Genomic DNA, 15,476 nt, shown 5'->3' on the forward strand with positions numbered 1-15,476 from the left:
TTGCAGCTAATTAACCGACACACTTTCTACGTGCGATGGTCATTTTGATGGCAACTTTCACGAAACGAACAGGTGTGTAGCTCGAACGCAGAACAAAGATAAACGGATAATTTAACCCTTTGAATCTTATGCAATATAACGCCCAATTAAGTTGCAGACCAACGCAAACCTGAACCCAAAGCAACGCACCGATTACACCCAAACCATTTGGAACTGAAAATGCCACGCGTTGGCTGTCAGCTTGAATTGTTTGTTAGGTGATTAATTTAACACCTGATTTTACCAACAAAAAAGACGCTTAGAGTAGCTTTACGCTCTGAATGAGAAGGGACGCCCTTTTCTCTTTTACTGCTGCCTATGAATGAAAAACCGATAAATTCAAATTAGAACGATTTCAAAGCAAAAATACCACGCTGTAGCATGTCCGCGAAATTCACCCACTGAAGGTTATTTTGACGATTGACTCGCAGCTAATAGAAGCTGAACTTGCACTCAAAACTGTAAAAATACGCCTTTTAACATTCATAATTTCAGATTCAAAAACCACGATTCATTGAGCCAACTAACAGCATCAAAACCAGTAGAAACTCTTGGGAAAGACCATTTCACCAGACCACACCTAACCCTAAATCGAAGTTCGATTTAAATGGTTGTCTGTTTTAAGTGACTGATAGTTAAGGTGTTAAGTTTTTCGCTTTTTTCATGTTGTGGCATTTTTGATAACGTTTTTTTGTTCAAAAATGCCCCTGTAAACAGGAGCTAAAAATGAAAAAAATGCCGCTTACTCAGCGATTTATCGAGCGTGTAAAGCCGACGTCGATTACACAAGAATACTATGATAGCAAGGTGTCTACACTGTATTTACGAGTTTATCCATCAGGAAGGCGAGTTTTTTTTGTTCGTTTTCAGAGTGACGGATTGAGAAAGAATTCTAAGATAGGCTGTGCGTTAGAGTGCTCACTGCGCCAAGCAAGACGCGAAGCCTTGCAGCTTGTTCATCAAGTTCGCAGTCCGACAATAGAAACATTACCCACAATAATGGTGCAGGCATTCGGCCAAGAGTTTTTTAAGCGTTACCCACGTCACTGGAAGCCTCGTACTTTGAAAAAAAACGAAAGTGCTTTTCGTCTTCATATCGCTCCTTACCTTGGAGAAAAGGAGGTGAAATCCATTGACCGAAACGAGGTTGAGCGGTGGTTTGCTCAGCTAAGCCATGTGAAAGGTTCAGCCAATCAAGCGTTAGTCTTGCTGTCGGTTATGATGCAGCAATGTGAGACGTGGGGTTATCGTCCTAAAAATACCAATCCTTGCCGTGGTTTCAAACGTTATAAAGCAGGAGAAGTCGAGCGCTACCTTGATAAAGACGAATTACGCCAATTATGGCGTATCTTAGACACGTTAGAGGGGGATAACCCGACCAAGGTCATGATAATACGGCTTTTGATATATACAGGTTGTCGCTCGTCGGAAGTGAGAACCTTACAATGGAAAGAGTACCGAGGTCGTCACTGGCATTTGTTAGACAGTAAAACGGGGGCGAAAACAGTGTACCTTTGCTCACAAGTCAGGGCTTACCTTGATGCATGGCAATCAGAGAGTGATTACCTGTTTCCTGCTCCTTGCAACACTCAACCCATATCTAGAAATCAGTTGGCTGAATTCTGGAGGCAAGCTCGCCAGTTGGCAGGATTGGAAGGGGTACGCTTGCATGATTTACGTCATACCTACGCGAGCCTTGCTATTCAGTCGAAGGTGAATTTAGTCGTATTGAGTCGCCTTTTAGGGCATGCGGAAGCGGAAACCACCTTGAAGTATGCGCATTTAGGGCGTGAAGACGTGTGTCAGGCGGCCACTCATGTGTCGAGTGTGCTCGTAAAGGGGATGCACTCATGAAATCACTGTTACTCTCATCGAAGGTGGTTCAATCACTTAACGCCAAAGCTCGAACGTATACAGTGTGGGATACCAATAGTCCAGCATTAGGGGTTCGGGTGTATGCGGATGGTCGCCGTTTTTATGTGACTTATTTACCGATTCCCAACAAGACGTTAGCGGCAGTGGGGCAATTCACCTTAAAGCAAGCCAGAGAGCACGTACAAGCTTTGCAGAATTCTTTTTTAGAAAAAGAGACAAAACCGATACGGTTAATCCGTTTTGATGCGTTAGTGAAAGAAGAATGGACGGATAAGGTCTTAAAGGAATGGAAACCGAGTTCGCAATTGGGAGCGTTGAGCGCCTTAAGAAGACATTTGTTACCAGAGTTTGGTCGTTATCCAGTAAGCCGTATTGATTCGTGTCGTGTACACCGTTGGTTTGATGAACTCAGTCAGACTTACGCAGGGGCTGCAAATCGTAATCTCGATGTGCTTCGTTCTATCTTCAAATATGCGGTTAAGCAGGGCTACTGCATGAATAACCCTTGTGATGGCATCAAGCAAAATCGAAAAAAGAAGCTCAATCGTTTTTTGAGTTTGGATGAGTTGGCGCGATTCCATAAGGCGTTAATGGTAGTCAGCCAACAAGGAGACATGGAAGCGTGTTGTTGTCAGGTATTAAACTTGATATTGCTTACTGGTTGTCGTATTTCGGAGGTAACAGGATTGAAATGGTCTTTTGTTAAAGGCAATGAGTGGTACTTGCCAGACAGTAAGACGGGAGCGAAGGTGGTGTATGTTGGTAAAGAAGCGCAACAACTTCTTTTAGATATCCCACAGCAAACGTGGTCGAAACATAGTGAGCCCCACGATGATGTGTTTGCTCCTTTGCGCCGTTTTGTGAGCCGGACAACTAAGGTAGGGATGATATGGCAACAAGTGAGAGCCTTAGCGAATATCGAAGATGTCCGTATTCACGACTTGCGTCATACTTTTGCCAGTTATGCGGTATTAGAAGGGTATCCTATTCCGATGGTGTCGAAGTTGTTAGGTCACGCACGCATTTCATCCACGCTTCGTTATACACATGTAGATGATGCGCAAGTCTCTGAATCCGCAGAGAGAGTAGGAGAAGTAATCACTGAAATCATAACCGTTGAAAGAGGAAGTCATTCTGCGGTTAAGAAGCGTAAATCCAGAGATCGTAAAACCAAACCAAAACCGAAAGCATCAAACATAGTGACCGACGAGCAGATGAGGGACATTAGAAATGAACTCGATTTTTTATCTTGGTAAATTATGAGCGAGCAAACACTATAAGCCACCTAGTTGGTGTTAGGTGGCTTATGTGTTGAAAATGATTTTTGGACAGAAGTTTGTTAGAGTTAGTGGCTTAAACTACATGCTTAACATAAGCTGAGTTTTTACAAAGAATGGATTGTAAGTGTCTAATGAAGGTTTGTGTTACTGCCTAGTGGCATGCGGCCTTCTTACTTATTCGCATCCGAGCAATTTATTTAATGAAGGACGGGGGCGTTCAACACCAAAATAAAGTGTCGGCTGTGCGACACTTATTCTTATTTATCAGGTGTATTTAACTTTTTTTTCTAATTTGAATAGCTTCTTCAACTGCATTTTCAAGATGTTCTGCAATCCAAGCATATCTATCTTTACTATTTGTACCTTGAGGATTGTAACATTTCACTATACTGGATAGTTTTTTTCCAGAATCACCATAGTTAATAAAATCGAAAGGATTTTTCCCTTTGTTCGCTATATTACCATTCATATTTTTTAATCCATGAATGTAAATGCCGACCACGCCCATACCTTTGTTCCATGACTCAACGATTTCATGGTTGATCCACTTTCTATTCGCAGTTTCTTCGCCAACTAATACAACGGTGCAAGTGCGTCCCTTCATTTGGTCCGCAATCCATTTCTTGATTGCTGTATCCTTACCGCTTTTTACGGTTTCCCAATCATTATCTGAAGCAGGTTTATTCGACTCCAAAGCACCAATATTCCTTACTTGAGAAACTCTCGTTACATCTGGAACATAGTGAAAACTATAAAATACACATCTAGCCATTCTTTACTCCTTTGACATTAAGTCAATTACATTGACAATTTTTGAAATCAATTGCTCAGGCTTATCAACATCGACACCTAAATCATTTATTGCTTCAATCAAGTCGGTATTGGATTCATCATAGTATTGCGATACGTTTTCCATCACCTCTTTCCATAGTTCTTTAGCCATATACCCACTACAACCAATCGGAATCAATGCCAAACCTAGTTCACGAGCTATTTCAAATTCTTTCCTAACACCATCGGCCATCACTACATCGGAATTTTCAATTTTATTTCCCATGAAAAATATAGCTATACCTGCAGATCCGATAACTTCATATCGATACTTCTTCCAAGTGTCGTCTCTCAACTGCTTATCTTCGATATACTGCGGGAATGGCCTCATTGTTAAATATTCATTAACATACCCATTATGATCCTCATAAACACTCTGTATGGCACCAGTTATAAAAGCGTTACCAATACCTAGACCAATCCCCGAAGATATTCTGCAGTTTCGTTCGATTAGTACCTTACCCAAACGACAAAGAAAAGCTTCAACATCCTTTTGTTCAAAGGGTGAGAACTCATGCGCGCTGCCTGACAAAAAAATAGTTCTACGCCTATAAGCTCGCTCTACCCTGCCTAGCATTTCAGTAATATCTGAATATTTTTCAACAAGTATTGTTTTTATCTGAAACCGGGAAAGGTCTTTTATTAAAAGAGCCTGCTTTATTTTGGCATTTTCGTATAGTTGAACATTTTCAAAATCATTTTCGTTGCACTGTTTAAAAATACAATAGTGTTGTCTTTGATGTTCTTCAAAGTACGCTTTCACGCGACTCATAATGTAATCTAGGTTTGGATCGGTGAAGCTAAAACCTATAAACAGGAATGTTTTAGAAACTAAGTCACCAGATAAAGCGGTTATGTAAGGCTTCATCCTTAAGGGATATTTTTCATAGTCGTCTTTTGTTAAAACGGCAGTGTCAGGGTTATCTATATCACCATGCATTTTATATACAATAGAGTCTCTTTTCCTTTTTGTTGTTGCCAAATGATTGTTTGTATATTTTACATCAACAATCTTTCCAATATTTTCTAAAGACTTTTCAATCAATTTGTCATAGTTAGTTGTCCAATATGTTTTAATTGGTAATCTAGATAGTATTTCATGATTTTCGGTAGGTTGCTTTGCTGTTGCTATCTCATCTATCAACTGTTGGCTGATTCTATTTCGGCCATTTTCATTCAAATAGAATTGAGCCACTCCAACTAAATCCTGCTCTTCATCAATGTCTAAGCTCAATTCATCTGCAAGAGGGCGCAAAAGTTCTTTCCAATTCACATATCCAGCAGATGAGGACATTCCAGCTCCGGCAAATATCGCTACATTGTCTTCCTCCAGCTCGCTCAAAAAGCGTTGGATAAACAATTCTTGTTCTCTAGTCATCAAAATATCCTATTATCTCGACATTAACTGGGCAACACGGGCACCTAACTCTAACTATTGCTTAGATCCCAAAACAGGGGGAATTAAACACGCCATTTTAGGATATTTGACAAACGCCAAACTACGGAATAAGCACTTGTTTGAATAAGATATCACAAAGGTAATCAAAACTAACAGCGAGAAAATACGACAAGATGGAGTACTTCTACGCACTTCTCATTCTGTATTAGAAAATCTAACGGAAGGCTCTCAAGTTAAGAGTTATTTAGTTTTCTTTCGTCAGCACGAAATGAGGCAGACCTGAGTTAGCAGGCACTTTGAGAGAAAAGTGCCACGAGTAAAACTTCAGGTCTATGAAGACTCTGGACATTTCTGAGTTAGGGACTTATCGATATCAGATTAGTGAAAGTATCGAAATTCCTTGCTAAGGTTCATTAGTGCTAAACACCCCACTCCCCATGTCGCATCATCATATCCTTCTAAAAAAATAGCTCAATCTATAATGAGCTATTTGAAATCAGATTTTTTTTAAAACCGTATCGATAATATGTTTATGACAGCAAGGTTACTAACGCTTTACCAACACCATGAGCACTAGTAGGGTTTTGGCCCGTAATCACCCTGTCATCAACGATCACTAGCTCATGCCAAGGCTGCACTTTACTAAAGCGAATCGCTTTACGAGAAAGCGACTCTTCAAGCAGGAATGGGATGTTATCAATCGTACCGAAATCGATCTCTTCTTCACGCGTGAAACCCGTTACCGATTTAGAAGCAAGTAGGCTGTCTCCATTACTCAATGTAATTGGAAGTAATGCTGCAGGGCCATGACATACTGCAGCGATAATGCCACCACTCTCGTAATGTTTCGCTGCCAGTTGAGCAAAACTCGCATTCGTTGCAAGGTCAGACAACAACCCAAAACCACCAGGGTAGAAAACAGCGTCATAGTCATCAATTTTGACTTGCGATACTGGAATGCTGTTATTGATTCGATTCTGGAAATCATCATCCGAAAATACAGCGCTGTTTATCTGATCGGCTTCGACATCAGTACCATAGAGTGGCGCTTTTCCACCTTCAATTGATGCGATATCGTACTCAAAGCCAGCAGCAGTTAGCTCGTGAATAACGTGAGTGATCTCAGGTGAGTAAGTACCGTTAGCTTGGTCTGTTTCGCCTAGAGTTGCATGGTTCGTTACTGGAATTAGGATCTTTTTCATGATTGCTTCCTTGAATACTTTGAGTTCGAAAAAGATATTAATTCAAAACCGTTTGATTGATAATACCGACAATTGGCAAAATATTATTGCTATATAGCAAAGATAAGTAGAATGAACAATTTTGATGGGATTATTGAATTCGTTGCGGTGGCTGAAAGTCATGGTTTTTCAGCGGCAGCAAAGCAGCTCGGTTGCAGCACCAGCCATGTTAGCCGACAAGTGTCTCGGTTAGAAGAAAGGCTCGGAACCGTCTTACTCGCTCGTTCAACTCGGTTAGTTAATTTAACCGAAGCTGGTCAATTATATTACCAACAATGCCGAGAACTGGTAACAGGGCTACAGCAAGCTAATGAAGGCTTAAACTCACAGCAAGTTACGTTAAGTGGCACTTTGCGTGTAAGCGCTGCAGGTGCATTTGCAGAAGAGCATGTCGCCCCTGTTCTAATGGAGTTTGCTAAGTTGTACCTAGAGCTCACCATCGAAATGGATTTTAATTCTCGCATGGTTAATTTCATTGAAGATGGTATTGATTTCTCTATTCGTTATGGTGCCTTAAAAGATTCAGGCTTAGTTGCCAGAAAGCTTGTTGATCGTCCGATGGCCGCGGTCGCGAGTCAGGAGTATCTAACTCGTTTTGGTGAACCCATTCACCCTAGCCAACTAAAACAACATAGCTGTATTATTGCCAATAATGATCACTGGGTTTTTGAAAACGATGGCAGCACCATTAACATGCGTGTCCATGGTCGCTGGAAAAGCAATAACTCTAACGCGGTGGTCTCCGCGTGTGAGAGAGGGCTAGGAATTGCGTATATGCCGAAAAGCAGCCTAGCGAAAGGGCTAGAGTCAGGTTCGCTTATTCCAATATTACAAGACTTTTGGGGCAAAGGAAGTAGCAGTTGGATCGTGTATAAAAATCAACGTTTTCTTCCAATACGTGCTCGCTTGGCAATTGACTACTTGGTAAATCATTTCTCTGATTGGGCTTTGCTTCATAAGTAGTCTTTAGCTATTACTCTCGTATTGATGGTGAAATAGCTCTTCTTGGTACTGATAGTGAAGTTTTGTATTGGGGCCTAAGTAGGTTTTGGATATTTCCGCGTTTAGTCATGTACTAATTTAGCTTCACACAGATAACTTTTCGTATTGAAAAATGACTTAGTGAGTTGTCCAGTATTGTCGGAGCAGATTACTTTATTTCGCGTACCTCTTCACTCATCCCTCCCTCTCTCAATCGGTGACTACGTTGAATGTCGTGCTTGCCGAGATTGGCGAGAAGATCGTGACAAGAGAGGACTTTGAGCGGATTTTAGGGCAGGTTGAGGGGGGGGATTAAAAAAGGCGTCATCGTGACGCCTTTCTCATGATACGTTTATGCTATTTAGCGATACTGGTTCTAATATCTTATCCTCTAGAGGAACACCTACACATTTCCTTAGATAAAGGTAAACGTGGGCTATTAACCTTCATGGTTATACTTACTAATCAAGATCTGAACGTGAATAAGCTCTTTTTTGAAATAAAGTATTCCGCTTATTTGTGTCAATATTGAAGTATGAGATCGCTACACCGAAATCGAAACGAGAGCCTAAGCTTTCAACATCAACGTACCTGTCTGAATTATAATTATAATAATTTTTGTAAATATCAAATTGCTTGCTGAGCCCTTTTGAACTTACAGATTGGGGAGGAATAGACAACTCCAAGTTCTTGATCGTATCAGCATGTTCACCCCAATAGATAGTAAAAGACTCTATATTAATAAAGTTGTCAGTTTTATTTGTTACTTTAAGAGTACCATCATCAATTACTGCATGAATATTTTTATCTTTTGCTTTATACACAAGCGGTAACATGTCGTACACGCCTGACTGAACTTGAACATCAACTTGATATTCGTCTCCAACAGCTAGGCGAGAAGGTGAGTAATTATACTTAATGTTTTGAACTCGTTGGTAGCTACGTGGCAATTGCATGGTCACCTTAATATAAGGGTCAACAAGCTCAAGTCCTGCGCGTTTTGAGTATTTGAACTCACCAGGAACCATTGTCAGTCGAAGCCCGCTCTTGATTTTCTCATTTAGCTGTGCCGGATAAGCTGATGAAGCATGTACATTGATATTTGTACGCTCAAGTGCAGACGCTAACTCTGCCTCCATGATTTTTTTTTGTTGAACTAATGAATTAGGCTGGATAAGGGCTTCGTTATAAACTTTCACTGACGCTGCCAGGACCTCATCTACATATTCATTAAAACCATTATCCAAGCATAATAAGCAGTCCCTGACCCTCTCTTGCTTGCCGTGCCATTCTCTACTCATGATTTCACGGACGACCTGATTAGCCTCGTTGATAGTAAAATCATATTCATAGTCCAAGTTTGTCCCCCCTCGGTAAACAATGCTGCTCCCCGAATTATGGGATGAACGCTCTCGAGGACGCTTTGGATGAGGGCTTGCCACAAATGGAGATGAATCATGAACCGCTTCGAAAATTATCGTAAACAGCTCATTTTTCTCTTCCAGAGATAAAGTTGTTTCTGCAAGTGTTATTTTTTCTATGTCTTTAAAGTCTTCTTTAGTAGCACTGCCAGAATTTGATGCACATCCTAGTAGTACAGTGGACAGCAACAATAAAATTGTGATTTTTCCCATGAGAATTTTTATACTCCTATCGTTATTTTCTAGCACACGAGCGTGAAACGTTTCATACCCTGCTGAATTAATCCGGAACTTCAAATTTGTAAGCTTTTCCTTTAACTGAACCAAAAAGTACGATGACTGATTGTAAGTTGCGGTTTTGTAGTGAACTGCCCAATCATGAACTTATCTCTTATCGGTAAATTAAAACAGGCCCGAATCGCCTTTCCAAAACCAATTTTTCTTGAATTGAAAGTCGCAAGGTCGGAAAGTTTTTCTATATCATATGTTGAGATGGAATGAATATCGTGAGTTATCCGCATCGGGTTGATGAGGTAACTGGGTTGGTTGACTCTCAAACCAAAAATTAAGCCAGGCAGTAGGCTCACATTTAGTATATTTTCAATTTTTTTATATCGAAAATGTTCAGCGATACAATCTTATGCTGCCGCCCTGATCATACAATTAAAGTTTTTAAAAACAGTGACATAAGATGTAAAAAAACTATGTTTTGAGTATAAACTATCCAAAAAACTTAGTGTTTAGTTAATCGATATAGCTTTGTTGCGTAACTTGATGAAACTAAATCAAGGTATCACGAACTGAGCTGCTATGCTCACCAAGAGCAAGCCTAAGAAATTACAACATTTAGTTGATAATGATATCTAATCCATTCGTATATTCCCTCCATTCGGATAACTTCTAGTAGGGCAAATCAATATTAACAGACTGTAAATGAGTATTAGCTCTAGCACATAATGGGGCAAAAACGATTTAGAACTATAGATCTAAATCGTTTACACAAGATTAGAAAAAGTATCTTGAAACCTTAAATGCTTGTTAGCTATATATTTGCTTAGCTGAACGTATAAGGTTTGATACCTAAATCCCATAGGTTATTTATGTTTTCAAGGTATGTATCAACCTTTGTGGCAGCAGCATTAATTAGCATACCTGCTTGGTTAGTAACCGCAGCATTCTCAGCGTCGAAGTAACCAATTTCGCAAGCCCAAGAATCACGAAATGTGTCGCAAATAGACCTAGCAATTATGGTAAATACTCGAAGGTTCTCTTTATCTGCATATAAAGATTTATCGACCAAAATAGTAACACCACCTTTTCGCTCTCCAATAAAACGGACTGGCGAAAGAGCGTTTTGTATACAGAGCTTTTCAATCACTTCAATAATTCTAGTATCGTGGTCTTCATCCCAAACTAATGCAAAATCGTGGATTTTCACTTCTCGGGTTGGCCTTGTTAGTTCGTCAACTGAAGTAGTTGCTCTTAAAATAGAATAATGAGTTCCACGACCTAAGTTACCAACTGCCTGCTGTTCATCGTAGATAGTAGAAAAGAGAGATGAATATTGAATAGGTATGTTCATAAGGCTATTCCTTTAATTTCGATAAAAGACGTGAATTCAATCACTTAACAACCAACCTTTCGAGCCGGTATTTCCAAAATCGAAATTACTCTGATTTAACAGAAAGTGCAATAGATTTTATATAGCTAGCGCCTCGTTAGGTTTCATTTTTTTATCGCTTTGATAGTTAATTCGATTTCAGTCAATAAGCGCTGATGAGTTTTTGACTTCCACTCTTTACTTAGCCCCTTTAAAATACGAACTGTCACAGGTCGGTAACGCTTAAACCTTGGTAGTTGCAACTCAAACACTATTGCGACCTGTGAGTCTAGTTTCATTGGCGCCGTGTTTTTTTCTGAACCTACAAGTTGAGCGATTAACTTATGATAATGGTCAAACTCTAGTTGCATTTGATCTTTACGCTTTATTGAAACATATCGATATGAACTAAAAGCCAAAACTATCAATGACAACACAAGAGCAAGTACTGTAAACATTACCCCGATCTCGCTCATATTTTTGCTAGCCAATCCAACAAGTAATACTCCTAATTTTCATTTGAAACCTAACGCCTGCTACCATGCAGATTAAGCTCAAATTTGTCACTTAACACGGTAAACTCAACGAAATCTAGAATGCCGAATGAAGAAAATCGTGTTGATTGCTTTGTTAAATGTTTATCTACGTATACATTTAAAGTTTAAAAATTTATTATCAGAACTATTTTCAAGCATTTGATAGCTTAGAATATGCAATGAATAATCAAAATCAATATAATCAAAGCTCATTTTTGTTTTAACAATTTTACCGTCTACCTTATCAAACCCAATTACTTTCGTTTTTTTTGCGGAAAAAGAACCTTTCTGATGTGAAATATCTTCATTTTTATACGTTATTCTTTTATTAGAAAAAAACACAACAGCTTGCTTTTCCTGTAAATTAATCACGAGTTGATTTTGTTTATTTGATAATTGTTCGCAGTTCCAAGCACCAACAGCTTTAGTTTGATATAAGTTTTTATTTTCTTTCCATTCATCAAATGATAAGCGTTCTTTTGCTTGCAACGGAATCATATAAGTCAGTATTAAAAAACTAAAAAAAATCAATTTTACTATTTTCATCTTTTATTCCCACAAAAACATTTAACACAGCATTAAGTGGTGAACAACGCGACGACCCAAGCCTAAACCTTGCCACATTTAGCACTGAAGCTAACCTAAACTGAAATAGCCAAACGTTGAGAATCCGTCATAAATACTTTGCTAAATTACTTACTCCAAGCGCACGTTAAATTTAACTTTCCAACAAAAAAACCAATCGCAGTGGCAGCCATTAACTTATGTGGTTGACTCGGAATTAGACTAACTGCACCAACAAATATACCAATCAACCCCAACCAAGTACTCAACCTTACGGCTACCTGAGGATGCATAGTACATGCTTTGATTCGTTTACCTACGCACCATTTAGTGACAAAGCTAACTTGAATATCATATTTAATTTGGGTCTGATTTATTCCAAGCTTTTCTCGATACCATGCATTCATCAAAATAACATTCTGTGTATCCAATAACTTTTCATTTGTTGAAGACGAATTATTATTTGTATACTTTTTTGTAAAGTTACCGTCTACAGACAATGCCTCGCATACAACAGATTTACCGTTAGTATTATTTTTAATTTGGATAAGGCTTCTATTTGAAACGTCAGAACCTTTGATCCAACACCAACCTGAGTTGATATCTTCAGCTAAAGAAGCCAAAACATAATATTTCATCAATGTGACCATTTTTCACTTTTGGTTTAACATTTTAATAACGTGCCAGCACGAATTGATGTATTCAGCATATCTCAAGAACCTTACCTAACCAACTGAAAAATACACATATGAATCAGTTTGGATCTAATTTCTAGTTGAAAGCGTGTAAGCACACATTACTTCCGATTCAAGGCACGTTATCAATCAAGAACTTCTCTTTAGTTCTCTACTATTCAATAGCCTAGAAATAGTTGAATAACATATTCGTGCGTAATTGTGATTGAAGATCAGTCTGTTGTGGATTAGAAAATTTAGCTACATTGTTGGATCTCTAGGCATGAGGAAAAGTAAGGCAAGTTGCAGGGTTTGAAACTGAGTTCAATCCCTCTCTGGCTCACAATGGGGCATTTCTGTGTTACCCTTGCCAGCACACCTTTGGACATAAATGAGTCAGTGAGATTGCTAATTTAGCAAATCATGGATAACTACAGGTATGGAAAGTCGCTTAACTTGGTGTCCAGTATTGATGGTGTAGATCATAGATATAGGTATTGTAGAGTAAGTTGTGGTAACTAGCGTAAGCACTGTACTTACGCTAGCTGGAAGGCTTGGTTTTTAATACGCACTAAGCGAACAAATGTGATCATGCCACTGCCTTTCCAGTTCTGTTTACGTATTTAATTCCACATATCAACCAAGCTTCGGATATCATTAGCCAAATTAGAGTCGGCCTTTTCATTTTGAATTAAAATTGTTTTGGTGTTGTAAATATTACAAACCAAACCAGACCTAGATACATATTGTGTACCATGATCGATTGGAAGTGTCTCCGCCTCGTGCTTGTTAATTAAAAGATTAGCCAATGCCATTAAGCCATTTTCATTGTTAAGTTTCATTAGTGCAATTTTCCTATTAATTGTTTTTATTGTGTATGATTTTGATACTTAGTCATCTTTTGACATAGCTCGATGATAGGCGTACCACCCTTCAATATCTCCACCAAAATCACTAATTCCAAAGCTGGAGTTAATAGTTGCAATAAATGCTTTGCGAGCTTTTTCAGATGCGAGTAATAATATCTCTTCAACATGAGAAGCTTTCAGAAAAAAACGTCCATTGTTCTCTGAACAAGTAAACATACCCATCTCATCAATATCCGATACTGCACGATAAAGAGAATATACTTCTTCATGCCCTTCAGGTTCGGCATTGCTTAACCACGATTCAAAATCTGTTGTTGCCATATGTCACCTCAAAAATACAATAAATTAACATAAGTCCCATTAAATCAGGAGCATAGAAAGAGTGCACCTTGATGCACAAGTTTGCAACATGTAATTATAATTTGAAGTCATATTCAACATGGAGTGTAGTTTTGTAAATAGTCGCCCCTTATACATCACGGGAATTTACAACGAACAGTATTATGATAATGAGTAAAAGACCTAGCACATAAAGGGGCATAAACATCTTTGGGGAAATTGTTTTAATTTTGCAACCTAAGCCCCTTACTCAATGTGGCTAAATAGAGGGGGGATATAATTGTACTTGGGTGATTTTCTAGCGTGTATTTTTGGTAAAAAAGTGCCCCTGGTAAGTGGAAGATCGGGCGGTAATTCAAAAGTAGTGTGGTCAAATATACACCCCCACCCCCTTTTAATAGGGGGTTTTTCCATCTATAATTCAATCTCTTAGCGAAAATACGAACCAAAGAAAAAGAATTTATTTAGTGCCCCTGCGCTTTCAGTTTACCGCCACACACCACGCCGCGTTAAGGTGTGATGCACGCTTGGCTATGCTTGAGCGAAGCGAAACTGCCAAGCGTGAGGAATCACTCTTAAACGCTTTGTTATGTGCGTACTCACAACTAGCGCTGTTTAGTCTTCTGTGTCTTCACTATCTGGATGAAACTCTGTCCACCAACCTGTGTAATTGCAATCTTTACAGATCAAATCCTGTGTATCTTGACCCATGATTTTTTCTTTTGAGGGGCTGGTCGTAGAACCACATTCTGGACAAACTGCACCTGCTCTTTTCATAAATTTTCCCCTACTGTTCTTCTTTCTTTTTAGAATGTTCAGGCCAGTTACGACCAGAACCTGATTTACCACAATCGTCACAGACGTAGTCACCAGTTGCTGAACCTAAGTGATATTCTTTAAACAATCGAGAGTGAGAAAAGCCTTGTACATTTTTCTCTTCTACATTTTTCATTTGCGTAGCTTTCATTAGACATCTCCTTACCAAAAGAAACATCATACTTTATACGTCTGAAAGCATATGTGAAGGCTTAGACAAAACGGTGTTCTCATAAAAGCACATAACGCCCAATTAAGGGGTGAACAACGCCTCCACCCAAACCCAAAGCATTGTGCCATAAACACTAAAACTGAAGTAGAAGCAAAAGTGCCAAGCGTTGTGAATCCCTCTTAAATTGCTTGTTATATGCGTACTACTTGTTTGGCTAATTTGCGCAATAAATTAAGGTTTAATGGCTCTTGGTAAACTTGCTCAAAAAGACTGTAAACGGATTTATCCTGCTCTCGCAAATAATTAAAACTCTTCTTGGAGCCCAAAAACCACAACCCACGAACCTCAAAGTATAACTCCAATAATTCGTATTGAAGCCAAGTTCGACGATAGTTTCCGTCTAAGTTACCATCATTTGCTCGTTCAAGCATTTTAGTAACCCATTCTTGAATATGCGCCTTATTTTCATCAGACATTGGCTCCTTACCTTCAGCAAGCTTTTGCTTAACTCTGGCAATGTAGTTCTTGCCCAAACCACGTGTATCATGAATTGCTTTCCCGTCTTCGAACCTTAACGACGCGTCTGGAATAGAGTCGAAAAACGCTGTGGGATAAACCCACACGTCAAGGAATATGCCATGAAACAAGCTGGCATCCTTATGTTCTTCTGGACGATCCCAGAAACAGGCGATATCTATATCACTTGTTTCAGTTGCTTCATTTCGAGCGTAAGAGCCATAGAGGATGATAGTATGCGGAGCATATTTTTCTTTCAGTTCTTCAACTGCTAACTCTAGAATATTGTTCATTTTCCCTCCAAGCATATAACGCCCAATTAA

The 15,476-nt window shown here is 39.1% G+C and carries 16 protein-coding genes; 3 read left to right on the forward strand and 13 right to left on the reverse strand.

Annotated features, from left to right (window positions below; translation table 11 throughout):
• Positions 1-765 precede the first annotated feature (765 nt).
• Entirely contained in the window at positions 766-1,893 is a 1,128-nt protein-coding gene (locus tag FCV43_RS18970) for a tyrosine-type recombinase/integrase (protein WP_136996053.1), read from the forward strand.
• Positions 1,890-3,170: a tyrosine-type recombinase/integrase gene (locus tag FCV43_RS18975; RefSeq protein WP_136996054.1), complete on the forward strand. Its 1,281-nt coding sequence runs from the start codon at positions 1,890-1,892 to the stop codon at positions 3,168-3,170. The genes FCV43_RS18970 and FCV43_RS18975 overlap by 4 nt, the downstream gene beginning before the upstream one ends.
• A gap of 298 nt (positions 3,171-3,468) precedes the next feature.
• Here FCV43_RS18975 and FCV43_RS18980 read toward each other — a convergent pair whose 3' ends face one another.
• From FCV43_RS18980 to FCV43_RS18990, 3 genes are all read right to left on the reverse strand, one after another.
• Positions 3,469-3,966 (reverse strand): TIR domain-containing protein, encoded by a 498-nt coding sequence (locus FCV43_RS18980; RefSeq protein ID WP_102488836.1) that lies wholly within the window; start codon positions 3,964-3,966, stop codon positions 3,469-3,471.
• Between the two features lie 3 nt (positions 3,967-3,969).
• Entirely contained in the window at positions 3,970-5,403 is a 1,434-nt protein-coding gene (locus FCV43_RS18985; protein WP_136996055.1) for an SIR2 family protein, read from the reverse strand.
• A gap of 551 nt (positions 5,404-5,954) precedes the next feature.
• The gene (locus FCV43_RS18990) at positions 5,955-6,626 is read right to left on the reverse strand and encodes a type 1 glutamine amidotransferase domain-containing protein (protein WP_136996056.1); all 672 of its coding nucleotides are present in this window, start codon (positions 6,624-6,626) and stop codon (positions 5,955-5,957) included.
• Positions 6,627-6,737: 111 nt separating this feature from the next.
• On the opposite strand from FCV43_RS18990, the gene FCV43_RS18995 reads away from it, so the two are divergent.
• Entirely contained in the window at positions 6,738-7,628 is an 891-nt protein-coding gene (locus FCV43_RS18995; protein WP_136996057.1) for a LysR family transcriptional regulator, read from the forward strand.
• Between the two features lie 479 nt (positions 7,629-8,107).
• On the opposite strand, the gene FCV43_RS19000 is transcribed toward FCV43_RS18995, so the two are convergent.
• From FCV43_RS19000 to FCV43_RS19045, 10 genes are all read right to left on the reverse strand, one after another.
• Positions 8,108-9,280, reverse strand: coding sequence for a hypothetical protein (locus FCV43_RS19000; protein ID WP_136996058.1), 1,173 nt, complete (start codon positions 9,278-9,280; stop codon positions 8,108-8,110).
• 841 nt (positions 9,281-10,121) lie between these two features.
• Positions 10,122-10,649 (reverse strand): hypothetical protein, encoded by a 528-nt coding sequence (locus FCV43_RS19005; protein ID WP_136996059.1) that lies wholly within the window; start codon positions 10,647-10,649, stop codon positions 10,122-10,124.
• A gap of 143 nt (positions 10,650-10,792) precedes the next feature.
• Complete coding sequence (locus tag FCV43_RS19010; RefSeq protein ID WP_133991964.1) at positions 10,793-11,125, reverse strand: hypothetical protein; 333 nt, start codon at positions 11,123-11,125, stop codon at positions 10,793-10,795.
• Between the two features lie 180 nt (positions 11,126-11,305).
• A complete protein-coding gene (locus tag FCV43_RS19015) occupies positions 11,306-11,749 on the reverse strand; it encodes a hypothetical protein (RefSeq protein ID WP_102569199.1) in 444 nt (147 codons plus the stop codon).
• A gap of 146 nt (positions 11,750-11,895) precedes the next feature.
• Positions 11,896-12,405 carry a hypothetical protein gene (locus tag FCV43_RS19020; protein ID WP_136996060.1) on the reverse strand — a complete coding sequence of 170 codons (510 nt, stop codon included), beginning with the start codon at positions 12,403-12,405 and terminating at the stop codon, positions 11,896-11,898.
• A gap of 659 nt (positions 12,406-13,064) precedes the next feature.
• Entirely contained in the window at positions 13,065-13,283 is a 219-nt protein-coding gene (locus FCV43_RS19025; protein ID WP_136996061.1) for a hypothetical protein, read from the reverse strand.
• Positions 13,284-13,331: 48 nt separating this feature from the next.
• Positions 13,332-13,631: a hypothetical protein gene (locus FCV43_RS19030; protein ID WP_136996062.1), complete on the reverse strand. Its 300-nt coding sequence runs from the start codon at positions 13,629-13,631 to the stop codon at positions 13,332-13,334.
• Positions 13,632-14,264: 633 nt separating this feature from the next.
• Entirely contained in the window at positions 14,265-14,426 is a 162-nt protein-coding gene (locus tag FCV43_RS20450; protein WP_170961697.1) for a hypothetical protein, read from the reverse strand.
• A gap of 10 nt (positions 14,427-14,436) precedes the next feature.
• A complete protein-coding gene (locus FCV43_RS19035) occupies positions 14,437-14,616 on the reverse strand; it encodes a hypothetical protein (RefSeq protein ID WP_136996063.1) in 180 nt (59 codons plus the stop codon).
• A gap of 212 nt (positions 14,617-14,828) precedes the next feature.
• A partial coding sequence (locus tag FCV43_RS19045; RefSeq protein ID WP_240697190.1) for a nucleotidyltransferase domain-containing protein occupies positions 14,829-15,476 on the reverse strand: 648 nt, incomplete at its 5' end.

This window comes from Vibrio genomosp. F6 (assembly GCF_005146325.1).
Taxonomy (GTDB): domain Bacteria; phylum Pseudomonadota; class Gammaproteobacteria; order Enterobacterales; family Vibrionaceae; genus Vibrio; species Vibrio cortegadensis.